Raw genomic sequence first — 23,588 nt, 5'->3', positions numbered from 1 at the left:
AAACTTGCGGCCAACCTTCGCGGTTGGGCGCACTGGTGAGACAGCATGGCTAAAAAGGACTTTTACGAGGTACTGGGCGTCAATCGCGATGCGTCGGACGACGACATCAAGAAGGCCTATCGCAAGCTGGCGATGAAGTACCACCCGGACCGTAATCCGGACAGCAAGGACGCCGAAGAAAAGTTCAAGGAGGTCAAGGCCGCGTATGAAATCCTGTCCGACGGCCAGAAACGTGCCGCCTACGACCAGTACGGCCACGCCGGGGTAGACCCGCAGGCCGGCATGGGCGGCGGCGGTGCCGGCTTTGGCGGCTTCGATTTCGGCGACATCTTCAGCGACATCTTCGGCGGCCAGCGCGGCGGTGGCGGTGGTGGCCGTTCCAATGTCTATCGCGGCTCCGACCTGCGCTACAACATGGAGATCACGCTGGAAGAGGCGGCACGCGGCTGCGAGAAGCAGATCCGCATCCCGTCGCACGAAAACTGCGACGTGTGCCACGGCTCCGGCGCCAAGCCGGGCACCCAGCCGAAGACCTGCACCACCTGCGGCGGTCACGGCCAGGTGCGCATGAGCCAGGGCTTCTTCTCCATCCAGCAGACCTGCCCGACCTGCCACGGCAGCGGCAAGCAGATCACCGATCCGTGCCACAAGTGCCACGGTGCCGGCCAGGTAAAGACGCACAAGACGCTGAACGTGAAGATCCCGGCTGGTGTCGACGAGGGCGACCGCATCCGCCTGTCCGGCGAGGGCGAACCGGGGCAGAACGGCGGCCCGGCCGGCGACCTGTTCGTGGTCACCCACATCAAGAAGCACAGCGTATTCGAGCGCGACGGCATGGATCTGCATTGCGAAATGCCGATCAGCTTCGCCACCGCGGCGCTGGGCGGCGAGGTGGAGATCCCGACCCTGGACGGCATGGTCAAGGTCAAGATCGCGTCGGAAACGCAGAGCGGCAAGGTATACCGCGTGCGCGGCAAGGGCGTGAAGTCGGTGCGCGGCCATGATGTCGGCGACCTGATGTGCCACGTCATCGTCGAAACGCCGGTCAGCCTCACCGAGCGGCAGAAGGAATTGCTGCGCGAATTCGAGGCCATCAGCCAAGGCGATGTCGCAACGCACAATCCGCGTGCCAACTCCTTCATGGACAAGCTGAAAGACTTTTTTGGCTGATTAGTGTTGTTTTCAGTTGTTTCAATGGCGCGCCGTCAAGCAAGTTTGACGGCGCGTTTTGTTTTTTGGCGCAAGGATGTGCCGTTATTCTGCGGATTGTCGGACAAATAATGGCTAATGTATCCAGACTACTATTCACGCGGAACTTGTTTCAGTAATGTTCTGCTCTCGCGAAACAGGCGCATGACCTGTGCGATAGCACGCTACAGCTTACTAGGCTGTGGCGGCCACAACACCGTCGGAGCGGGTACAGACCCTCCCTTGAAACTGAGGAGTAAACATGCAGGCAGCAGTTGATTTTCTGAATGGCTGGATCTGGAGCAAGGGATTGATCTTCCTTTGCCTGGGCGTTGGTTTGTTCTTTTCCATTCGCAGCCGTTTTGCCCAGGTGCGCCATTTCGGCGAAATGATCCGTTTGATGTTTGACGGCAAGTCCAGCGACAGCGGCGTGTCGTCCTTCCAGGCACTGGCCATGACACTGGCCGGCCGTGTGGGTACCGGCAACATTGCCGGTGTGGCCACCGCCATTACCTTTGGCGGCCCTGGTGCCGTGTTCTGGATGTGGATGGTAGCCTTCCTGGGCGCCAGCTCGGCCTTCGTCGAGTCCACCCTCGGCCAGATCTACAAGGAAAAGATCAACGGTGAATACCGTGGCGGTCCGGCCTTCTATATCGAGAAGGGCCTCGGCATGAAGCCGTTCGCGATCGTATTCGCCATCGCCACCATCTTCGCCTGCGGCGTGCTGCTGCCGGGTACCCAGTCCAACTCGATCGGTGCCGGCCTGCAGAACGCACTGGGCATTGACCCGAACGTGACGGCGGCCATTCTGGCGCTGATGCTGGGCTTCATCATCTTCGGCGGCGTGAAGCGTATTGCTTCCTTTGCCGAAATCGTGGTGCCGTTCATGGCCCTGGGTTACATCCTGGTGGCCTGCGTGATCGTGGCGCTGAACATTCACGAACTGCCGCACGTACTCAGCCTGATCTTCAAGAGCGCTTTCGGCTTCGACGCCGGCTTCGGTGCCATCCTGGGCATGGCGATCCAGTGGGGCGTGAAGCGTGGCGTGTACTCCAACGAAGCCGGTCAGGGTACCGGCCCGCACGCATCGTCCGCCGCTTCGGTATCGCATCCTGCCAAGCAGGGTCTGGTACAGGCGTTCTCGGTCTACATCGACACCCTGTTCGTGTGCTCCGCGACCGCCTTCATGCTGCTGATTACCGGCCAGTACAACGTACAGGGTCCGGATGGCAACGCGCTGCATACCGGTATCGCCGGTGTGGCTGCAGGCCCGGGCTATGTGCAGACCGCGATGGAAAACATCATGCCGGGCTTCGGTTCCATCTTCGTGGCCGTGGCACTGTTCTTCTTCGCCTTCACCACCATCATTGCCTACTACTACATCGCTGAAACCAACATCGCCTACCTGAGCCGCAAGGTAAACCGTCCTTGGCTGACGCTGGTGTTGAAGATCGGCATCATGGCGACCGTGGTATACGGCACCGTGAAGACCGCCGATCTGGCCTGGGGCCTGGGTGATATCGGTGTCGGCATGATGGCATGGATGAACATCGCCGCCATCCTGATGCTGCAGAAGCCGGCCTTCATCGCACTGCGCGACTACGAGGCACAGCTGGCCAAGGGTGTGGATCCGGTGTTCCACCCTGAAAAACTGGGTATCAAGGGCGCCGACTACTGGACCGGCCACCAGTCGGAAGACAATCTGGAAGAAGAGCGCAAGCACGGTGGTCAACCGGTCTACGATCGAGTTTGATAGACTTACCGTAATCCGCATCATCATTGACGCCGGGGCAACCCGGCGTTTTTTCATTGGACCACCGACATGGATTTACTGCACAGCACCTGGTTCTGGATCGTGATCATCGGCGCACCGCTGGGCACCGTGCTCGGCACCCTGGCGCGGCTGTCGCAAAAACAGCCGCCGATTGAGCTGCCGCCGGGCGTGGCACCGGGCACCTACGCCCGCCGTGAACAGGCCGAGCAGGATGAGGACGCGGCATCGCGCTAACGCCGCGCGGCGTTGCGGCCAACCTTGCGCTGCCGCAAATGGCGCTGAACTTCTGCTGTGCCGGCTGTCCCAGTCTTGCTATCTTTAGCGCCTTCCTTCTGAACCGTTTGCCGCGAAAGACCCTCATGTTTGCCAACCGCTACTTCCCCGCGACCCGTCTGCGTCGCATGCGCCGTGACGATTTCTCCCGCCGCCTGATGCGCGAGAACGTGCTGACCACCAACGACCTGATCTATCCGGTATTCGTGCTGGAAGGGCAGGGGCGCGAGCAGGCGGTGACGTCGATGCCGGGCGTGGTGCGCCAGAGCTTGGACAAGCTGCTGTTTACCGCCGAAGACGCGCTGCAGCTGGGCATTCCGATGCTGTCGATCTTCCCGGTGGTGGAAACCGGCAAGGACAACTCCGGCAAGGAAGCCTACAACCCGGACGGGCTGGTGCCGACCGTGGTGCGCGAGCTGAAGGCGCGTTTCCCCGAGCTTGGCATCATGACCGACCTCGCGCTCGACCCGTACACCATCCACGGCCAGGACGGCCTGCTCGACGACAGCGGCTACGTGCTGAACGACGAAACCACCGAAGTGCTGGTGCAGCAGGCGCTGTGCCACGCCGAAGCCGGCGCCGACGTGCTCGGCCCGTCCGACATGATGGACGGCCGCATCGGCGCCATCCGCAGCGCGCTGGAAGAGGACGGCTACATCCACACCAGGATCCTGGCCTACAGCGCCAAGTACGCGTCCGCCTTCTACGGCCCGTTCCGCGACGCGGTCGGCTCTGCGGCCAACCTTGGCAAGGCCGACAAGTACACCTACCAGATGGACCCGGCCAACCTCGACGAGGCGATCCAGGAAGTGGCGATGGATCTGGAAGAGGGCGCCGACATGGTGATGATCAAGCCGGGCATGCCCTATCTGGACGTGATCCGCCGTATCAAGGACACCTTCAAGGTGCCAACCTACGCCTACCAGGTGTCCGGCGAATACGCGATGCTGAAAGCCGCCGCGCAGAACGGCTGGCTGGACGAAGAGAAGTGCATGATGGAAAGCCTGCTCGCCTTCAAGCGCGCCGGTGCCGACGGCATCCTCACCTACTTCGCGCTGGACGCGGCGCGGCTGCTGCGTCGCTGATACACGCAGCACGCTCAGCAACAATGCGGCCAACGTTGGCCGCATTTTTCATGGGCGCAGCGTCAGGGTGCCAGCGTGCCGCTTTCCAGTTGCCGCCAGATTTGTGGCCACTGCGCCGCCCAGCAGCAGTGATGATCGAAGCCCGGAAACGAGACGATAAGCTGCTGTTGCGCCGGCGCCCGCCGGGCGAAGGACTGCGCGATGAGCACGGGAATGACGCGATCCTGCTGGCCAAGCAGATGCCATTGCGGTATCTGCGTCAGCCGTTCGGCCGAATCCGCCGGGTTGAGCGAATGGCGCAGCGGGCTGATGCGGTGATGCTCGGTCCAGGCCTGGCTGTCCAGATTGCCGGCGACGCTGATCAGGCGGTCGACATCCTGCCGTCGGGCGCCGACCAGCGCCGCCACCGCCGCACCGCCGGAGTAACCGATCAGGCTTACCTGCCTGGCGCCATAACGGGTTTTCAGCTGGCTGATCGCCTCGTCGGTGGCCTGGATCACGTCGGCGGAAAAGCGGGCGTCCGTCCAGTAGCGTTGCGCGCAGCGCCGGTCTTGTGCCGTTAGATACTGGCAGGGGCGGGCCAGGTACACCGCATTGCCATCGGGCTGGGCAAGGGCGAGGCGCAGCGCCAGCGGGTCGATGGGGGTCGGGTCGCCGGACGGTTGCTCGCGGTTGAGCCAGGCAAAGCCGTCGCCTTCGATGTAGACGCTCAGCGGCTTGTCGGCCCGGATGTGTGCCGGGCCATAGCTGCGCAGCATGAAGGTGCTGCTGCTCAGGGTGCTTGCCTGCCAGTTGCCGGGCAGGGTCAGCGCCTGTGCCGTGGTGGCGCGCTCGGCCGGCGTCGGCAGCGTACTGCATGCGGCCAAGCATAGCAGCGGCAACAAGCGGTAGCGGAGGGCAGGGGGTCTGCTGTTGTCTGTTGTCGTCATCATGAAAAAGGCCACAAGCCGGTGACGGGTTGTGGCCGGGTGAGCATGGGTTATTTAGAACGCCCAGCGTGCCTTGAGCGATGCGGTCTGGTTCAGGAAGGCTTCCCGGTGTTCGGCATCATAACGCAAGGTGATCTCGGTACCGTTGGCGGTGGTATGCGTCAGGCCGACGCCGGCTCGTGCCGACCATGGCTCCGCATCCAGGCCGTAGGTGGTAAACGCGGCACCGGGAGCACCGGCAAAGGTGGCGGTGATGCTGGAGCGCTTAGCCATGGTGTCATAGCCGACACCCAGGTTGGCCGACAGGCTGGTGTTGTCACTCAGCTGGTGGCTGATCTTGCCGTCCAGACCAAGCACGAACTCTTCGCTGTCACGGCTGCCCACGTTCAGGTTCAGCAGGCCGGCGCCGCTTTCCTGGTAGGCCTTGTCCTTGATCCAGGTGTAGTCGGCGCGGATGGACGGGGTGATGCTGGTGGCGGCGCTCAACTGGTAGGTGCGGCCAAGGCCGGCACCGGCGTGGGCGGTGTAGCTGGTGTACTCGGAGGTCGCGGTGCTGTTGGTAAAGGCGATGCTGCGACGGCCCTTGTTGCTGTTCTGGCCCACGTCTACCTGGAAGTTGACTTCGCTGTTGTTGCCCAGGCTGTAGCTGCCGTAGCCGACCAGCTGGAACACGTCCACATCGGCACTCTGCTTGGCCACGTTCGAATTGCTGTCCACGTCGGCCTTGGCGTAGGCCATGGCCGTGCCAAGGCGCAGCTTGTCGTTCACGGCGCTGTCGACACCAAATGCCACGCCGGTGGTGGTCGACTTGAAGCCGGACACGCCTTGCTGGTCATCCTGATCTGCCCACGAACCGAACGGCTTCACCCACACGTATTTGTCGCCGAAGAAACCGTCACCGGCAGACAGGCCGCGGTTGGATTCGATGCGAGCCTGAATCACCTTGTTGATGCCGGACAGCGCGTTGCCTGCTGCCGCCATGGAACCGCCGGTCAGCAGGGGCAGCGTCTGGCTGGCGGCCGCAGAGACTTCTTGGTCGGTGCTCAAGTCACTGAACAGGGCTTGCAGATTAGGGGTGGCATCAATGATGGTGGCAGCGTTCAGGGCCGGATTGTTGGACTGGTTGGTGGATGATTGGGTGACGTTTAGCGCCAGATGGCCGAGGGCATAATAAAAACTTTCTGTCGCAATAACATAAGGGTCAAACATCCCACCATTTGTTATATGGGTGTGGCCTGTATGCAGGAAAGTGCCAGTCACGTCATTGTCACTGACGGAGGTCGCAAATAAAGGCCCTGCGTAGCCATTCGTATTCATATTGAAAGAGGCGCCCGTATTTACCCCTGTCAAATCACCGGAAGCAAGAGCCAAGGAGTTTGCTAGCGTGGTATTTCCCCACCATGGTTGACTTTGCAATTGGCTGCTGGCCGCATTAAAGGTGGTCTGCGTGTAGCTGATGACGTAACGCTTGCCATCCGAGCCCGTGACGGTGACTTCCGTAATAGATGGCGTTGCGTAGACTGTATGACAGAGACCGGTCAGCAGAAGGCTTGCTGTTATGTTTTTTACGGAAAATGTCGGGTGCATTTGTAATCCAATCTATAAAGTGTTGTTGGTATGACTGTGAGTATTGAGGGGGGTAATACAAAAAGTCAATATGACAGACACAGTGTTTGATCTGGATGCAACGCCAATTGAATAGCTATGGCTTCGCGTTACTTTTAGAATGGTTGCAAGCTATTCGAGTGTGAGTAAGTCGGTGATTCTATTTGAGGCGGATAACGCGACCAAGGTTGGTTGGGGGTTTGGCTTGAAATAGCTGGCAGTCGCGCCCTGTCGCCTCGCGCACTTCCTGCAGCGGCAGCCGCTTGCTCTTGAAGTCCATGGCGCGGCAGCCGTAGGGGAAACGGGCGTCGTGGGTGATGTAGTAGTGGACGCAAGCGCGGCAATGCGGCACGGGAGGGCTGGGGCGGTTCACGGTCGGTTCGGCGCGGGAATGGGACGTGGATTGTCGCACAGCCGGGCTGTCGTCGGCCGGCGGGGGGTAACACTCACCCGGTGAAAATCGTGTGCAACTGTCCCTGATAAAGTCGTTGGCGCGGGTCTAGAATGGTGACAGAACGATGCTCGCCGGCCAGGTCAACGGCGCCGGCTTCCACGCTGAACAACAGGGACCCTCCCGCATGAACCACACCTATCTCGCTCATCTGCAAGCCACGCTGGCGCAAATCCGTGCCGACGGTTTCGAGAAACCGGAACGCGTGATTGCCACGCCGCAACGTGCCGGCATCACCCTGTCCGGCGGCCGCGAGGTGCTGAACTTCTGTGCCAACAACTACCTGGGCCTGGCCGACGACGCGCGCCTGATCGCGGCGGCGAAGCAGGGTCTGGACGACTACGGCTACGGCTGCGCCTCGGTGCGTTTCATCTGCGGCACGCAGCAGGTGCACAAGGATCTGGAAGCGGCGATCTCCGGCTTCCTCGGCACCGACGACACCATCCTCTATTCCAGCTGTTTCGATGCCAACGGCGGCGTGTTCGAGACCCTGCTCACCGAAGACGACGCGGTGATCTCCGACGAGCTGAACCACGCCTCCATCATCGACGGCGTGCGCCTGTGCAAGGCCAAGCGTTTCCGCTACAAAAACAACGACATGGCGGATCTGGAAACCCAGCTCAAGGCCGCCGAAGAGGCCGGTGCCCGCTTCAAGCTGATCGTCACCGATGGCGTGTTCTCGATGGACGGCATCATCGCGGACCTGAAAACGCTGTGCGACGTCGCCGAACGTTACGGCGCCATCGTGATGGTGGATGATTCGCACGCGGTTGGCTTCATGGGCGAGCACGGTGCCGGCACCCCGGAGCTGTGCGGCGTCAGCGACCGCGTCGACATCTACACCGGCACGCTGGGCAAGGCGCTGGGCGGCGCGTCCGGCGGTTATGTCTCCGGCCGCAAGCCGATCATCGACCTGCTGCGCCAGCGTTCGCGGCCGTACCTGTTCTCCAACACCCTGGCGCCGGCCATCGCCGCCGCCAGCCTGAAGGTGCTGCAGATTCTGGCCACGGAAGAGGGCGCTGAGCTGCGCGCCAACCTGAAGCGCAACGCCGACTACTTCCGTCAGGCGATGAGCGAGGCCGGTTTCAGCCTGGTGCCGGGCCAGCATCCGATCATTCCGGTGATGCTGGGCGACGCCAAGCTGGCCGGCGAGATGGCAGCGGCACTGCTGGCGGAAGGCGTGTTCGTCACCGGCTTCTCCTACCCGGTGGTGCCGAAGGGCAAGGCGCGCATCCGTACCCAGATGTCGGCCGGCCACAGCCTGGCGCAGGTGCAGCACACCGTGGCCGCCTTCATCAAGGTTGGCCGCGAGCTGGGCGTGATCTGATTCTTGCGGTGGCCACGGCGGCGCTGCCTGCCGCTTGGCCCGCGCGTTCCGTTTCACCGCGCCGCCGCCTGTCGCGGCGCACTACAGGATAAAACATGAAAGCTCTTGCCAAACTGCAGGCCGCTCCCGGCCTGTCGATGACCGATGTACCGCATCCGGAAGTCGGCCACAACGACCTGCTGATCAAGATCACCAAGACCGCGATCTGCGGCACCGACATCCACATCTGGAACTGGGACGACTGGGCGCAGAAGACCATTCCGGTGCCGATGCACGTCGGTCACGAGTATGTCGGCGTCGTTGCCGGCATGGGTTCGGAAGTACAGGGCTTCAAGATCGGTGACCGCGTGTCCGGCGAAGGCCACATCACCTGCGGTCACTGCCGCAACTGTCGCGCCGGCCGTCGTCACCTGTGCCGCAACACTACCGGTGTCGGTGTCAACCGCGAAGGCGCGTTTGCCGAATATCTGGTGATCCCGGCTTTCAACGCCTTCCCGATTCCGGATGACATCTCCGACGACCTGGCCTCCATCTTCGATCCGTTCGGCAATGCGGTGCACACCGCGCTGTCGTTCAACCTGGTCGGCGAGGACGTGCTGATCACCGGCGCCGGCCCGATCGGCATCATGGCGGTGGCGATTGCCAAGCACGTCGGCGCGCGCCACGTTGTGATCACCGACGTCAACGACTTCCGCCTCGATCTGGCGCGCAAGATGGGCGCCACCCGCGCGGTGAACGTGGCCAATGAAGACCTGAAGGCGGTGATGCAGGAACTGCACATGAGCGAAGGCTTCGATGTCGGCCTGGAAATGTCCGGCAACCCGCACGCCTTCCGCCAGATGCTGGAAACGATGAACCACGGTGGCAAGGTGGCGCTCTTGGGCATCCCGCCGGCCAATACCGCCATCGACTGGAACCAGGTGATCTTCAAGGGTCTGGAGATCAAGGGCATCTACGGTCGCGAGATGTTCGAGACCTGGTACAAGATGGTGGCGCTGATCCAGTCCGGGCTGGATATTTCGCCGATCATCACCCACCACTTCAAGGTCGACGATTTCGAAGCCGGCTTCGCCGCCATGCTGTCCGGACAGAGCGGCAAGGTGATTCTGGACTGGCAGTAAGCGCAATATGATGTTTGCGGCCAACCTTTGCCACAAGGTTGGCCGCAATGGATGGCAGAGCAAGGCACGATGCGGTTAGAATCGTGCCTTGTTTTTCATCTTTGAAACGCCGCGACATGCTCACTTTTCAGGAAATCATCCTCACCCTGCAGCACTACTGGAACCGTCAGGGCTGCGCCTTGCTCCAGCCGTACGATACCGAAGTGGGCGCAGGCACCTCGCATACCGCCACCTTCCTGCGCGCCCTCGGCCCGGAACCTTGGCACGCCGCCTACGTGCAGCCCAGCCGCCGCCCGAAAGACGGCCGCTACGGCGAGAACCCCAACCGCCTGTTCCAGCACCACCAGTTCCAGGTGGTACTGAAGCCGTCGCCACCGAATATCCAGGACCTGTACCTGGGCTCGCTGCGCGAGCTGGGCATCGATCCGACCGTGCACGACATCCGCTTTGTCGAGGACGACTGGGAAAACCCGACCCTCGGCGCCTGGGGTCTGGGCTGGGAAGTGTGGCTCAACGGCATGGAAGTGACGCAGTTCACCTACTTCCAGCAGGTCGGCGGCCTCGATTGCAAGCCGGTGCTGGGCGAGATCACCTACGGCCTGGAACGGCTGGCGATGTACCTGCAGGACATCGAAAACGTGTACGAGCTGGTGTGGACCTACCTGCCGGACGGCACGCCGGTGAGCTACGGCGACGTGTTCTTCCAGAACGAAGTCGAGCAGTCGCGCTTTGCCTTCGAGCACAGCAATGTCGAGCTGCTGTTCAAGCAGTTCGGCGACTACGAAGCCGAGGCCAAGCGCCTGCTGGACGCCGGCCTGCCGCTGCCGGGCTACGAGATGATCCTGAAGGCCGGCCACACCTTCAACCTGCTGGACGCGCGCGGCGCCATCTCGGTGACCGAACGCGCCGCCTACATCGGCCGCATCCGCAACCTGGCCCGTGGCGTGGCGCAAGCCTACTACGCCGCACGCGAGGCGCTGGGCTTCCCGATGTGCAAGAAAGACTGACATGAAGACGTGGGCAGCGCTGTTCTTTGTGCTGTTGGCCACGCTGGCCGCGCTCAGCTGGTATGTGCGCAGTCAGCAGGCGGAGCCGCAACCGGAAGGGCAGTTCCAGGTGTACCAGAGCGGTACCGGCCTGGAACTGTCGCTGGAGCTGGCCACCATCGCCAACGTCAAGGACGGCCTTGTCCGTTTCGTCAACCAGGAGCGGTTCAGCGAGCGCAAGACCCAGAAAGAGCTGGGCATCCGCTATCACATCCGCCGCCTCGAAGGTCGTGCCGACTGCAACGCGCGCCAGTATGCGTTCATCAGCGCCTCGTACTGGACCGCCAGTGGCCAGCACGTGTACACGCAGATGTTCCCGTTGCAGCGTTTCAACTGGACCTTCGTGCCGGTGGTCGCCGATTCGACGGCCGATACCATGCTGCGCCTGGTGTGCCGACTCGCCCCCAATGCTCCTAGCTTGAAGATTGAATGACCATGACTGCTACCCTGTTGATCGAGCTGCTCACCGAAGAGCTGCCGCCGAAAGCACTGGAAAAGCTGGCCGCCAGCTTTGCCGATACCATTACCGACGAACTGAAAAAACTGCAGTTCGTGGCCAGCAACGTGCAGTCGCACGTGTTCGCCAGCCCGCGCCGTCTGGCGGTGCAGATCCCGACCGTCGCCGCCATCCAGCCCGAGCAGCACAGCGTGCGTCGCGGCCCGGCGGTGGCCAGCGGCATGAAGGACGGCCAGCCGACTCCGGCACTGGCCGGCTTCGCCCGCTCCTGCGGCGTGGAGGTGAGCCAGCTCACTACCGTGCACGACGGCAAGCAGGACGTGTACGCCTATGAATCGACCAAGGCCGGCGAGAGCCTGTCCGCGGTGCTGTCCGGCATCGTCGCCGGTGCGCTGAAAAAGCTGCCGGCGCCGAAGCTGATGCGCTGGGGCGACCTCGACGTGCAGTTCGTGCGTCCGGTACACGGCCTGGTGATGCTGCACGGCGAGCAAATCGTCGCCGGCGAGGTGCTGGGGCTGCAAAGCGGCAACGTCACCCGCGGCCACCGCTTCCTGTCCGCCGGTGAGGTAACCATCCCGAGCGCCGATGCCTACCCGCGCACGCTGGCGGAAGAGGGCAAGGTGATTGCCAGCTTCCTCGCCCGCCGCGAGCTGGTGCGCCAGCGCCTGTCGCACGCCGCCGCCAAACTGAACGCCACCATCGCCGCACCGGACGCGCTGTTCGACGAAGTGACCGGTCTGGTGGAATGGCCGGTGGTGCTGGAAGCCGGCTTCGAGGCCGAGTTCCTGAACGTGCCGCAGGAATGCCTGATCCTGACCATGCAGCAGAACCAGAAGTACTTCCCGCTGCTCGATAGCAACGGCAAGCTGATGAACCGCTTCCTGCTGGTGTCCAACCTGGAAGCCGAAGACCCGCGCTACATCATCGGTGGTAACGAGCGCGTGCTGCGTGCGCGCCTGTCTGATGCCAAGTTCTTCTACGAACAGGACCAGAAGCACCGCCTCGACAGCCGCCTGCCGCGGCTGGAACACGTGGTCTACCACAACAAGATCGGCAACCAGCTGGAACGCGTCAGCCGTCTGTCCAGCATCGCCGCTGCCATCGCCGGCAAGCTCGGCGCCGACAGCTCGCTGGCCGGCCGCGCCGCTTACCTCGCCAAGGCCGACCTGGTGTCGGACATGGTCGGTGAATTCCCCGAGCTGCAGGGCATCATGGGCCGCTACTATGCGCGTCTGGATGGCGAGGACGAGGTGGTCGCCGACGCCATCGAAGGCCACTACCACCCGCGCTTTGCTGGTGACAGCCTGCCGCAAGGCCCGATTGCCACCGCGGTGGCACTGGCCGACAAGCTGGAAACCATCGTCGGCATCTGGGGCATCGGCCTGATCCCGACCGGCGACAAGGACCCGTTCGCACTGCGCCGCGCCGCGTTGGGCGTGCTGCGCATGGTGCTGGAACAGCCGCTGGATCTGAAGGCGCTGATCAGCGACGCCGCCGCCGCCTTCCCGGCCGGCCTGTTGTCCGCCACCGTGGTGGACGAGGTGTACGCCTTCTGCCTGGAGCGGCTGAAGAACTACCTCGCCAATGACTACAAGGGCGACGAGATCGATGCCGTGCTGGCGCTGGCGCCGACGCAGCTGAACGAAGTGGGCGCCATCCTGGCCGCCGTCGCGCAGTTCAAGGCGCTGCCGGAGGCGGCCACGTTGGCCGCGGCCAACAAACGCGTGAAGAACATCCTGAAGAAGACCGAGGGCGACATCGCCGCGGTGAACCCGGCGCTGTTTGCCGAGGATGCCGAGCGCGCGCTGTTCGCGGCGGTGGAAGCACTGGCGCCGGCGGTGGACGCCAAGTTTGCCGCCCACGACTTCGCCGGCGCGCTGACCCAGCTGGCCTCGCTGCGTGCGCCGGTGGATGCCTTCTTCGATGGCGTGATGGTGATGGCCGACGATCTGGCGGTGCGGGCGAACCGCATCGCGCTGCTGGCAAGGTTGGCCGCACTGTTCAACCGCGTGGCCGACATCTCGCTGCTGGCGGAGTAAGGATTGGCGCTGCCGGCGCCAGCATCCGCCTGACCGGCTTCCCGCAAACCGGGGCATCGCACGATGCTCCGGTTTGTGTTGCCGGGGCGGCGGGCACGATGGCCGGCAGTACGCTGCCGGTTTTGTGGGGCTTGCGGTCGCGACCGTGGCCAGAACTAGGAGTGTTGCTTGAAACTCGTCATCCTCGATCGTGACGGCGTGATCAATGAAGATCGCGACGATTTCGTCAAAAACACCATGGAATGGCAGCCGCTGCCGAAGAGCTGCGACGCCATCGCCAACCTGACCCAGGCCGGCTGGCACGTGGTGGTCGCCACCAACCAGTCCGGCATCGGCCGCGGCCTGTTCGACATGCACGCGCTCAATGCGATGCACGAGAAGATGCACCGGCTGGTGGGCCAGGCCGGCGGCCGCATCGACGCGGTGGTGTTCTGTCCGCACACCGCCGACGACCAGTGTCACTGCCGCAAGCCGCAGCCTGGCATGGTCGAAGACATCATGGCGCGCTTCAACGTGCGCGGCGAAGGCCTGCCGATGGTCGGCGACAGCCTGCGCGACCTGCAGGCGATTGCCGCGGTCGGCGGCCGGCCACTGCTGGTGAAGACCGGCAAGGGCTTGCGCACGCTGGAAAAGGGCGGCCTGCCGGAGGGCACGCAGGTGTTCGACAACCTGTTTGCCGCCGCCGACTACCTGATTAACCTGGAAAACTGAACTGCCCATGTTGCTGATTCGTAACCTGATCTACTGGCTGCTGGTGGCCATCGTCACGCCGCTGTTCTTCCTCGGCCTGTTCATCGGCGCGCCCTTGCCGCGCCGTACCCGTCACGTGATCGGCGAGAGCTGGGCGCGGCTGTTGACCTGGCTGCTGTGGCACGTGGTCGGCCTGCGCTACCGCGTGATCGGTGCCGAGAACATCGTCAAGGAGCCGGCGATCATCTGCGCCAAGCACCAGTCCGGCTGGGAAACGCTGGCGCTGCAGGAGATCTTTCCGTCGCAGGTGTTCGTCGCCAAGAAGGAACTGCTGTGGATTCCGTTCTTCGGCTGGGGGCTGGCGCTGACCAACCCGATCACCATCAACCGTTCCGACCGCGCCAATGCCAACCGCCTGATGCTGGAGCAGGGCACCAACCGCAAGCAGCACGGCTTCTGGATCAGCGTGTTTCCGGAAGGCACCCGCACCCGCCCCGGCGTGGCCGGCAAGTACAAGCTGGGCGCGGCGCGGATGGCGAAGCAGCTGGACATGCCGCTGGTGCCGGTGGCGCACAATGCCGGTGAATTCTGGCCGCGTAACGCCTTTCTGAAGCATCCCGGTGAGATCACGCTGGTGATCGGCCCGGCGATTTATCCGCGCGACGATGTCGGTCCGGAAGCGATGACGCGGCAGGCGGAGGCCTGGATCGAGGCGCGCCAGCGCGAGATCGGCGGCGTCGGCCCGTTTGCCCACCCCGATGAACGCAAAGCACGCACTGCTTAGCCTGCAGCTGCCGCAAGGCGCGGTGACGGTACGCCTGATCCGACGCGCGCGGCAGAGTGTCGGCATCCGCATCAAGGACGGCGCGGTGGAGCTGATCGCGCCGCCGGCGGTGCCGCTGGCCTACCTGCACGAGGTGCTGGCCAGCAAGCGCGACTGGATCGCCCGCCATCTGGCGCGCCACCACGCCGAGCAGGGCGAGCGCGCGCTGACGCAGGGCCAGGTGCTGCTGGGCGGCGAGAGCTACCGCCTGCACTGCGTCGCCGCCAGCCGCCACCAGGCGCAGCTGGTCGGCGATACCCTGCACCTGGCCGGGCCGATGCTGGAACAGCCGGCACGGCTGGCCGCCAGCGTGGTCGGCTACCTGCAACGCGAGGCGCGGCAGCGCTTTGCCGCGCGGCTGGCACAGTGGCAGCCGCGTGCGGCGCGGTCGCTGACCGGCTGGGGGCTGTCCTCGGCACGCACGCGCTGGGGCAGCTGCACCGGAAAGGGGGTGGTGCGCCTCAACTGGCGGCTGGTGCAGGCGCCGGAGTCGGTGCTCGATTACGTGATCGCGCACGAGCTGGCGCACCTCTTGCACATGAACCATTCGCCGGCGTTCTGGGCCGAGGTCGGCCGCCTCTATCCCGGCTGGCACGGCGCGCGGCAGTGGCTGAAGCAGCACGGCGACAGCCTGTTCCGCTACGGCTGAGTACCTGTTCACCATCTGCTGAGGCTGATTACTAGTGGGACGATACGGCGTTGAAAACGACTTCGGCATGCTTGTTTATATCTGGCTAAATACCGCTTCCTCAGCCGTTTTCGCCTTGTCTCGTCCTGGCTCGCTAGATCGTGAGTATGTTCTGGATACGACCCGCAAACACACTGTTCTGGCCGGTGCTGGCTTTGCTTTCGCCTGCGCCGTCCCCATCTGATCTGCCTCGCTGCCTGTTGCGGCCAACCTTTTCCGGAGAACACCATGCGCCTGCTGCATACCATGATCCGCGTCGGCAACCTCGACCGCGCCATTGCCTTCTACACCGAGGTGCTGGGCATGACCCTGCTGCGCCGCCACGACTACCCCGACGGCCGTTTCACCCTCGCCTTTGTCGGTTACGGCGACGAGGACAGCAACAGCGTGATCGAGCTGACCCACAACTGGGATACCGACAGCTACGAGCTGGGCAACGCCTTCGGCCATCTGGCGGTGGAAGTGGCCGACGCCTACGCCGCCTGTGACGCGGTGCGTGCCAAGGGTGGCAAGGTGGTGCGCGAGGCGGGGCCGATGAAGCACGGCAGCACCGTGATCGCCTTCGTCGAAGACCCGGACGGCTACAAGATCGAGTTCATTCAGCGCGGCACGCGCTAAGCCGATACGATCAAGCAGCGGCCAGTCGCAACTCTGCGGCTGGCCGTTTTGCCGTCTGCATGCCGTTGGGCAGCAGCGGCGGCGACTCGGTTACAATGAACGCCATTCGGATAAGGGAAGTGCCGCTTGCATGCTGATCCTCAATCAACGTCAGAAAGACCTGCTGGCCTGGGTTAACCGCGAGGGCTATGTCGCGGTCGAGAAAATGGCCGCCCATTTCGCCGTCACCCACCAGACCATCCGCCGCGACATCACGCTGCTGGCCGAGAACAAGCTGCTGCAGCGCTATCACGGCGGCGCCAGCGTGCTGTCCAGCGTCGAGAACGTCGCCTACGACGCGCGCCAGGTGCTGATGATCGACGAGAAACGCCGCATCGCGCGCGCGCTGGCGGCGGAAATCCCCGACAACGCCTCGCTGTTCATCAACCTCGGCACCACCACCGAGGAGGTGGCCAAGGCGCTGAGCCAGCATCGCGGCTTGCGCGTGATCACCAACAACTTCCACATCGCCAACCTGATGTGCGACTACCCGGACTGCGAGGTGCTGGTCGCCGGCGGCGCGCTGCGCAAGCGCGACCGCGGCCTGACCGGCGAGGCGACGGTGCAGTTCATCCGCCAGTTCAAGGTCGACTACGGCATCATCGGCGTGTCCTGTATCGAGCACGGCGGCGTGCTGCGCGACTACGACTACCGCGAGGTGCTGACCACGCAGGCGATCATGCAGCAGTCGCGCCAGGTGTGGCTGGCGGCCGACCATTCCAAGTTCGATCGTCCGGCGCTGGTGGAGCTGGGGCATCTGGCACAGGTGGACGCGCTGTTTACCGACCAGCCGGTGAGTGCGGAAATGGCCGAGGTGCTGGCCGCCGGTGATACCCGGCTGGTGGTGGCGGCCTGATGCTGATCGGCGAGCTGGCGGCGCTGACCGGCGCCACGCGCAAGGCGATCCGCCTCTACGAGGCGCAGGGCTTGCTGCCGGTGCCGCAGCGCCGCGGCAACTACCGTGTCTATCAGCCACTGGACGTGCATCTGGTCAGCATGATCCGCCGCGCGCAGACGGTGGGCTTCAGCCTGGCGGAGCTGAAAGAGCTGGCGGTACTGAAGGCCGCCTCCGGCAGCTTTCCGCTGGCGGTGGCACAGCAGCTGATCCGGCAGAAACAGCGGCATTTCCAGCAGGAGTTGCAACGGCTGCAGGCTTTGCAGCAGCAGCTGGCGCAGCTGGAGGCCGAGCTGGCGCAGAACTACGGTGCCGCCCCCGTCACCTGCACTTGACCTTGCCCTGTAGGGCAAGCTTTACGCTGATGCTTCCTTATCCCATCAGGAGCATTTGCGATGACATCCCTGCCTTTTGAACGCATGACCGCGCTGGTCAGCGGCGCCTCTTCCGGTATCGGCCGCTGCTTTGCCGAGGCGCTGGCGCAGCGCGGCTGCCACCTCATTCTCACCGCCCGTTCCGACGATGCGTTGCAACAGCTGGCCGCGCAACTGCGGGCCCGGCATGGCATCAGGGTGCTGGTCATCGTCGCCGATCTGGCGCAAGCCGGTGCCGCGGCGGCGCTGTACGCTGAGATCACGGCCGCGGGCTGGACGGTGGACCTGCTGGTCAACAATGCCGGCTTCGGCAAATGGCGCCATTTTCTCGACGAAGACGCCGACACCTACCAGCGCATGCTGATGCTGAACATCGTGGCGCTGACCGAACTGACGCGGCTGTTGCTGCCGGCGATGCAGGTGCGCCGGCTGGGGGCGGTGATCAACGTGGCCTCGACCGCGGCGTTCCAGCCCCTGCCGTATATCGCGGTGTATGGCGCCTCCAAGGCCTATGTGTTGCACCTGACCGAGGCGCTGGCCGCCGAGTACGAGGGCAGCGGCGTGCGCTTTCTGGCGCTGTGTCCGGGCAATACCCAAACCCGCTTTACCGAGGTGGCCAACGCCGATGTGTCGGGCATGGCGGCGGCCTCGCCGGAGTCGGTGGTGGCCTCGGCGCTGCGGGCGCTGGACGCGGGGCGGCACTACCACGTGCCGGGCCGGGTGAATTACCTGACCGCGCAGCTGCCGCGACTGCTGTCGCGGCGCCAGGTAACGCGGCTGGTCGCATCGTTGTTTGCCAAGCGCATTATGCCAAAGGTATCGTGAGGGGCGGCGGGCGTGCGGTCCGCCGGACGAGGGATGTGCTTACCTGAAAGGAAACAAGATGGCGACTTCACCCCAGTGGTGGCTGTTTGCCGGAGCGGCGCTGCTGATGGTGCTGACCCCCGGCCCCAATATGCTTTACCTGCTGTCGCGCAGCCTGTGCCAGGGACGCCGTGCCGGCATGATCTCGCTGCTGGGCGTGGTGGCCGGTTTCCTGCTGCACATGCTGGCGGCCGCGTTGGGGCTGACGGCACTGTTTCTGGCCGTGCCGCTGGCCTATGCGCTGCTGAAGTGGGGTGGTGCCGCCTACCTGATGTGGCTGGCATGGCAGGCGCTGCGCCCCGGTGCGCGCTCGCCGTTTGCCACGCGCAGCCTGAGGGCCGATTCGCCACGGCGCCTGTTCATGATGGGCTTCCTCACCAATGTGCTGAACCCCAAGATCGCGGTGTTTTACCTGTCCATCCTGCCGCAATTCATTGTGCCGGGGGCGGGCAGCGTGTTCCGGCAAAGCCTGCTGCTGGGGCTGACCCAGATTGCCATCAGTTTTGCGGTCAACCTGCTGATCGTGCTGTTTGCCGCCCGCCTGGCCGCGGGCTTTGCCGCCAGGCCGCGTTGGCTGGCGGCGCAGCGCTACGTGATGGGCAGCGTGCTGGCCGCGCTGGCCGTACGCATGGCACTGCAGCCACAGCGCGCCGGCTAAGCGCCGGTTCACGATCGGCTGTGCCTTGATCTCAATGGGGCGATACGGCGTTGAAAACGGCCTCGGCTGCCTGTTTATCGCCAGCTAAACGCCGCGTCCTCAGCCGTTTTCGCCTTGTCTCGCGTGAGTGCGCGGGATCGTGAACACGCTCCAGCACGCTGCGGCCAAGCTCTTACCCTTGGTGTGCTTGCGTCTCGCGCACACTGGCTGCCGGCCGGCTGCTGCGATACGCCGCCAGCCAGCGTTCTACCGCGTCCTCGGCGCCGGCCGGCAGGTGCAGGCGCAGCTTGCTGCGCCGCCACAGCACGTCGTCGGCGCAGGTCGCCCATTCCTTGTCCACCAGATAGCGCAGCTCGGCCTCGTACAGCCCGGGCTGGATTTCCGCGCCCAGTGCCGCAAGGTTGGCCGCAGTGCCCAGTAGCGCGTCCACGCGGCTGCCGTAGGCGCGCGCCAGCCGCGTGGCCAGCGCCGGCGGCAGCCACGGCTTGGCCTGCTGCAGGTTGCGCACGAAGGTGTCGAAGTCGCCGCCGGGCAGGTCGCCGCCGGGCAGGTGCTGGCCGGCGGTCCAGCTTGGGCGCGTGTTGCCCAGCAGTGGCGCCAGCTGGTCGACCGCCTGTTCCGCCAGCTTGCGGTAGGTGGTGATCTTGCCGCCGAACACCGACAGCAGCGGCGCGCCGTCGCTGTCCAGCTCCAGCGCGTAGTCGCGGGTGACGCCGCTGGCGTTGTCGTGCTCGTCGTCCAGCAGCGGCCGCACCCCGGAGTAGGTGGCGACCACGTCGGCGGGGCCGATCTGGCGTTCGAAGTAGCGGTTGCTCATCGCGCACAGGTAGGCGATCTCGTCGCGGTCGATGGCGACGCGCGCGGCATCGTCGTGGTATTCGACGTCGGTGGTGCCGATCAGGGTGAAGTCCTGCTCGTAGGGAATGGCGAAGATGATGCGCTTGTCCGGGTTCTGGAAGATGTAGGCAAAGTCGTGATCGAACAGCTTCTTCACGATGATGTGGCTGCCCTTCACCAGCCGGATCGCCTTGCGCGCCGGCGCGTGGATCACGCCGCCAAGCAGCTGCTGCACCCACGGCCCGCCGGCGTTGACCAGCGCGCGGGCGCGCACCTGCTGCTGGCCGTGTTCGCCATCCAGCGTGCACAGCCAGCCGTCGCCGTCGCGCTGCGCGGCGACACAGGCGGTGCGGGTGCGGATGCTGGCGCCGCGCTCGGCGGCGTCCATCGCGTTGAGCACCACCAGCCGCGCGTCGTTGACCCAGCCGTCGGAGTAGACGAAACCCTGGTGGTAGCGGCTTTTCAGCGGGCTACCGGCCGGGTGGCGGTCGAAGCGGATGCGCTCGCTGCCGGGCAGGCGACGGCGACGGGCCAGGTGGTCGTACAGGAACAGGCCGCAGCGGATCAGCCACGCCGGGCGCTGTTCGGCATCGTGCGGCATCACGAAGCGCAGCGGCCACATGATGTGCGGCGCGGCGTCGAGCAGCCCTTCGCGCTCCTGCAGCGCCTTGCGCACCAGCGAGAATTCGTAATATTCCAGATAGCGCAGGCCGCCGTGGATCAGCTTGGTGCTGGCCGACGAGGTGTGCGCCGCCAGATCGTCCTTTTCACAGAGCAGCACTTTCAGGCCGCGACCGGCGGCGTCACGGGCGATGCCGGCACCGTTGATGCCGCCACCGATCACGAGCAGATCATAACTTTCCACGAGCTTTCCTTTGCACGGCGCGCCGCCCTGACGGCGTGGCGCTTGTTGTCTCTTGATAATAGAAGATAGATAAAAACGAACACAAAAGCAACATTAAACGATCAAAAATGTTTGTTTTGTGTTTTTGTAGAGCGCAAAAAAAGACGCCCGAAGGCGTCGAGGGAGAGTGCAATCTGTGGCGACGGCCGCGCCGATGTGGCGCGGTTGGTGTCGGGATCAGGCCACGCTGTGGGCCACCGCGGCCAACGTTGCGCCCAGCAGCGAACCGACCACCGGCACCCAGCTGTAGCGCCAGTCGCTGTCGCGCTTGCCTTTGATCGGCAGGATGGCGTGCATGATGCGCGGCGCCAGATCGCGCGCCGGGCTCATCGCGTAGCCGGTGGTGCCGCCCAGCGATACGCCGATGCCCAGTACCAGCAAGGCCACCGGCAGCGCGTCCATCGCGCCCAGCGACACCTTCGGCGCCACCATGCTGAGGATGGCGAACACCAGTACGAAGGTGGCCAGCACTTCCGACAGCAGGTTGCCGCCGGTGCTGCGGATCGCCGGGCCGGTGCAGAACACCGCCAGCTTGGTGTCGGCGCAGTCGGTATGGTCGAAGTGGTCGCGGTAGATCAGCCACATCAACAGCGCGCCGGCCATGCCGCCCAGCATCTGCGCCGCGATATAACCGGGGGCGTCGGCCCAGGCAAACTTGCCGGCCACCGCCAGCGCCACGGTGACCGCCGGGTTGAGGTGGGCGCCGCTGATGGCGGCGACGCTGAACACGCCGACAAACACCGCCATCGCCCAGCCGAAGGCGATCACGATCAGGCCGCTGTTATGACCCTTGGTCCCTTTCAGGATCACGTTGGCAACCACGCCGTTGCCGAGCAGCACCAGCAGCGCGGTGCCGATGAATTCGCCGAATAGTGGATTCATGTTGAAACTCCGTAGCGAACGCGGGGCAGCACGCTGCCGCCGCGGGAAAACAGGATGGGGAGGGTGCCGCGCCGGCAGCGTCTGGCTACTGGCGCGGCGTCTGGCTTAGAGCCTGAGCACGATCTGCTGCGACTTGATCTCAACGGGGCGATACGGCGTTAAGTCCGGTTCAGGAATGCTCATTTACTATTTGTAAACGCCGCTTCCTCAGTCGTTTTCGCCATGTCTTGCGTGAGCTCGCTAGATCGTGAACACGCTCTCAGGCCGCGTCGTTGGCCCAGCTGATCGCGGCGCGGGTGGCGCGCTGCCAGCCGGCGACGTAGCGATCGACGGTGGCGGCATCCAGCTGCGGCGAGAAGCGGGTGTCCAGCTGCCACTGCCCCTGGATGTCGTCGGTGCCCTGCCAGTAGCCGACGGCGAGGCCGGCGAGGTAGGCGGCGCCGAGCGCGGTGGTCTCAGTGATCTTCGGCCGCGCGACCTGGGTGCCGAGGATGTCGCTCTGGAACTGCATCAGCACATTGTTGACGCAGGCGCCGCCGTCGACGCGCAGCTCGGCGATGGTGATGCCGGAGTCGGCCTGCATCGCGCCCAGCACGTCCATGGTCTGGAACGCGATGCTGTCCAGCGCGGCACGGGCGATGTGGGCGGCGCCGGTGCCCTGCGTCATGCCGACGAGGGTGCCGCGCGCGTCGGAATTCCAGTGCGGCGCACCCAGCCCGGCGAAGGCTGGCACCAGGTACACGCCGTCGCTGTCCTTCACCTCGGCCGCCAGCGGGCCGACATCGTGTGAGTGCTTGATGATGCCGAGGCCGTCGCGCAGCCATTTCACCACCGAGCCGCCGATGAAGATGCTGCCTTCCAGCGCGTATTGCACCTTGTCGCCGACCTGCCAGGCGATGGTGGTCAGCAGCTGGTTGTGCGACGCGATCGGGGTGTCGCCGGTATTCATCATCATGAAGCAGCCGGTGCCGTAGGTGTTCTTCACCATGCCCGGCGTGGTGCACTGCTGGCCGAACAGCGCCGCCTGCTGGTCCCCGGCGACGCCGGCGATCGGGATCGCCACGCCCAGGTGCGCGGCATGGGTGTGACCGTAGACTTCGCTGGAGCTTTTCACCTGCGGCAGCATGCTGGCCGGGATGCCCATGATGTCGAGCAGCTCGTCGTCCCACTGCAGGCGGTGGATGTCGTACAGCATGGTGCGCGAGGCGTTGGACACGTCGGTGACGTGCACCGCGCCGTGGGTCAGCTGCCAGATCAGCCAGCTGTCGATGGTGCCGAAGGCCAGCTTGCCGGCATTGGCGCGCTCGCGGGCGCCGGGCACGTTTTCCAGGATCCAGCGCACCTTGGTGGCGGAGAAGTAGGAGTCGACCAGCAGCCCGGTCTTGTTGCGGATGGTGTCGGCCAGGCCACGCTCGCGGATCTCGTCGCAGAACGGCGCGGTGCGGCGGTCCTGCCACACGATGGCGTTGTACACCGGCTGGCCGGTGTCGCGGTCCCACACCACCGTGGTTTCACGCTGGTTGGTGATGCCGACCGCGGCGATCTTGCTGCCGGGGATGCCGGCGCGCGCCAGTGCCTCGGCGGCCACGCCGACCTGGCCGGCCCAGATTTCCATCGCATCGTGCTCGACCCAGCCCGGCTGCGGGTAGATCTGGCGGAATTCCTTCTGTGCCGAGGCGACGATGTCGCCACTGCGGTTGAATACAATTGCCCGGGAGCTGGTCGTGCCCTGATCCAGCGCCAGAATGAATTGATCTTGCATTTGAGAAGTCTCCTCGGCCGCGGGCCGTGTTGTGAGTTGTTTCTTTGTTGTTTGTTTTTGTGTTTATTTTGTTGTTTTTGCTTTCGTTCGAATTGTAGTGCCGCCAAAGCGGCTGTCAATTCGCACCGTCAAAAAGTTGACACAAAGCCCGGATGTTGCAGTGCGGAGTGTGGTGTAGTCGTGCGGCTACAAGTTGTTGCGATGCAAGGCAAAAATGCCGTTTCCCGGTCGGGAAAACGGCATTGTGCGCGCAGGGTAC

Annotated in this window: 22 protein-coding genes; 17 read left to right on the top strand and 5 right to left on the bottom strand. The window is 64.4% G+C overall.

The features are described from left to right. The first annotated feature begins 45 nt into the window (after positions 1–45). From dnaJ to hemB, 4 genes are all read left to right on the top strand, one after another. On the top strand, positions 46–1,170 hold the full coding sequence (gene dnaJ / locus C8E02_RS11715; protein ID WP_047965764.1) for a molecular chaperone DnaJ: 1,125 nt from the start codon (positions 46–48) through the stop codon (positions 1,168–1,170). 280 nt (positions 1,171–1,450) lie between these two features. Continuing rightward, positions 1,451–2,941 (top strand): alanine/glycine:cation symporter family protein, encoded by a 1,491-nt coding sequence (locus C8E02_RS11710; protein ID WP_120810912.1) that lies wholly within the window; start codon positions 1,451–1,453, stop codon positions 2,939–2,941. Positions 2,942–3,010: 69 nt separating this feature from the next. Continuing rightward, positions 3,011–3,196 carry a hypothetical protein gene (locus C8E02_RS11705; RefSeq protein ID WP_120810911.1) on the top strand — a complete coding sequence of 62 codons (186 nt, stop codon included), beginning with the start codon at positions 3,011–3,013 and terminating at the stop codon, positions 3,194–3,196. Positions 3,197–3,321: 125 nt separating this feature from the next. Continuing rightward, on the top strand, positions 3,322–4,320 hold the full coding sequence (hemB, locus tag C8E02_RS11700) for a porphobilinogen synthase (protein WP_047965761.1): 999 nt from the start codon (positions 3,322–3,324) through the stop codon (positions 4,318–4,320). Between the two features lie 62 nt (positions 4,321–4,382). Here hemB and C8E02_RS11695 read toward each other — a convergent pair whose 3' ends face one another. Together C8E02_RS11695 and C8E02_RS11690 are read right to left on the bottom strand one after the other, a co-directional pair. After that, the gene (locus tag C8E02_RS11695; RefSeq protein WP_211329234.1) at positions 4,383–5,186 is read right to left on the bottom strand and encodes an alpha/beta fold hydrolase; all 804 of its coding nucleotides are present in this window, start codon (positions 5,184–5,186) and stop codon (positions 4,383–4,385) included. Positions 5,187–5,303: 117 nt separating this feature from the next. Continuing rightward, positions 5,304–6,458, bottom strand: a complete 1,155-nt coding sequence (locus C8E02_RS11690) for an autotransporter outer membrane beta-barrel domain-containing protein (protein WP_245961137.1) — start codon at positions 6,456–6,458, stop codon at positions 5,304–5,306. A gap of 974 nt (positions 6,459–7,432) precedes the next feature. On the opposite strand from C8E02_RS11690, the gene C8E02_RS11680 reads away from it, so the two are divergent. The 13 genes from C8E02_RS11680 (at position 7,433) to C8E02_RS11620 (ending at position 18,944) form a co-directional block, all read left to right on the top strand. Continuing rightward, positions 7,433–8,632 (top strand): glycine C-acetyltransferase, encoded by a 1,200-nt coding sequence (locus C8E02_RS11680; protein WP_047965760.1) that lies wholly within the window; start codon positions 7,433–7,435, stop codon positions 8,630–8,632. Between the two features lie 95 nt (positions 8,633–8,727). Next, on the top strand, positions 8,728–9,753 hold the full coding sequence (gene tdh / locus C8E02_RS11675) for an L-threonine 3-dehydrogenase (RefSeq protein WP_120810908.1): 1,026 nt from the start codon (positions 8,728–8,730) through the stop codon (positions 9,751–9,753). A 116-nt stretch (positions 9,754–9,869) separates the two neighbouring features. Then, positions 9,870–10,760, top strand: a complete 891-nt coding sequence (gene glyQ / locus C8E02_RS11670) for a glycine--tRNA ligase subunit alpha (protein ID WP_047965816.1) — start codon at positions 9,870–9,872, stop codon at positions 10,758–10,760. Position 10,761: 1 nt separating this feature from the next. Beyond that, positions 10,762–11,232: a surface-adhesin E family protein gene (locus tag C8E02_RS11665; RefSeq protein WP_047965758.1), complete on the top strand. Its 471-nt coding sequence runs from the start codon at positions 10,762–10,764 to the stop codon at positions 11,230–11,232. Between the two features lie 2 nt (positions 11,233–11,234). Then, positions 11,235–13,295, top strand: a complete 2,061-nt coding sequence (gene glyS / locus C8E02_RS11660; RefSeq protein WP_120810952.1) for a glycine--tRNA ligase subunit beta — start codon at positions 11,235–11,237, stop codon at positions 13,293–13,295. A 168-nt stretch (positions 13,296–13,463) separates the two neighbouring features. Then, positions 13,464–14,006, top strand: a complete 543-nt coding sequence (gmhB, locus tag C8E02_RS11655) for a D-glycero-beta-D-manno-heptose 1,7-bisphosphate 7-phosphatase (RefSeq protein ID WP_120810907.1) — start codon at positions 13,464–13,466, stop codon at positions 14,004–14,006. Positions 14,007–14,013: 7 nt separating this feature from the next. After that, the gene (locus C8E02_RS11650; protein ID WP_120810906.1) at positions 14,014–14,769 is read left to right on the top strand and encodes a lysophospholipid acyltransferase family protein; all 756 of its coding nucleotides are present in this window, start codon (positions 14,014–14,016) and stop codon (positions 14,767–14,769) included. Then, complete coding sequence (locus C8E02_RS11645; protein WP_120810905.1) at positions 14,744–15,457, top strand: M48 family metallopeptidase; 714 nt, start codon at positions 14,744–14,746, stop codon at positions 15,455–15,457. The genes C8E02_RS11650 and C8E02_RS11645 overlap by 26 nt, the downstream gene beginning before the upstream one ends. Before the next feature lie 267 nt (positions 15,458–15,724). After that, the gene (gene gloA, locus C8E02_RS11640) at positions 15,725–16,114 is read left to right on the top strand and encodes a lactoylglutathione lyase (RefSeq protein ID WP_120810904.1); all 390 of its coding nucleotides are present in this window, start codon (positions 15,725–15,727) and stop codon (positions 16,112–16,114) included. A 130-nt stretch (positions 16,115–16,244) separates the two neighbouring features. Beyond that, on the top strand, positions 16,245–17,009 hold the full coding sequence (locus C8E02_RS11635) for a DeoR/GlpR family DNA-binding transcription regulator (RefSeq protein WP_120810903.1): 765 nt from the start codon (positions 16,245–16,247) through the stop codon (positions 17,007–17,009). Next, positions 17,009–17,383, top strand: a complete 375-nt coding sequence (locus C8E02_RS11630) for a MerR family transcriptional regulator (RefSeq protein WP_120810902.1) — start codon at positions 17,009–17,011, stop codon at positions 17,381–17,383. The genes C8E02_RS11635 and C8E02_RS11630 overlap by 1 nt, the downstream gene beginning before the upstream one ends. Positions 17,384–17,443: 60 nt before the next feature. Continuing rightward, the gene (locus C8E02_RS11625) at positions 17,444–18,247 is read left to right on the top strand and encodes an SDR family NAD(P)-dependent oxidoreductase (RefSeq protein WP_120810901.1); all 804 of its coding nucleotides are present in this window, start codon (positions 17,444–17,446) and stop codon (positions 18,245–18,247) included. Positions 18,248–18,305: 58 nt separating this feature from the next. Beyond that, entirely contained in the window at positions 18,306–18,944 is a 639-nt protein-coding gene (locus tag C8E02_RS11620) for a LysE family translocator (RefSeq protein WP_120810900.1), read from the top strand. A 172-nt stretch (positions 18,945–19,116) separates the two neighbouring features. Here the strand turns inward: C8E02_RS11620 and glpD are convergent, their stop codons facing one another. The 3 genes from glpD to glpK all read right to left on the bottom strand — a co-directional run bounded on the left by glpD (position 19,117) and on the right by glpK (position 23,329). Next, a complete protein-coding gene (gene glpD, locus C8E02_RS11615; RefSeq protein WP_120810899.1) occupies positions 19,117–20,646 on the bottom strand; it encodes a glycerol-3-phosphate dehydrogenase in 1,530 nt (509 codons plus the stop codon). A gap of 216 nt (positions 20,647–20,862) precedes the next feature. After that, positions 20,863–21,567: an MIP/aquaporin family protein gene (locus C8E02_RS11610; protein ID WP_120810898.1), complete on the bottom strand. Its 705-nt coding sequence runs from the start codon at positions 21,565–21,567 to the stop codon at positions 20,863–20,865. A 259-nt stretch (positions 21,568–21,826) separates the two neighbouring features. Then, positions 21,827–23,329, bottom strand: a complete 1,503-nt coding sequence (gene glpK / locus C8E02_RS11605) for a glycerol kinase GlpK (protein ID WP_120810897.1) — start codon at positions 23,327–23,329, stop codon at positions 21,827–21,829. Between the last annotated feature and the right edge of the window lie 259 nt (positions 23,330–23,588).

It is taken from the genome of Vogesella indigofera, assembly GCF_003633895.1.
Classification (GTDB): domain Bacteria; phylum Pseudomonadota; class Gammaproteobacteria; order Burkholderiales; family Chromobacteriaceae; genus Vogesella; species Vogesella indigofera.
This window is presented reverse-complemented; position numbering and strand designations above follow the sequence as displayed.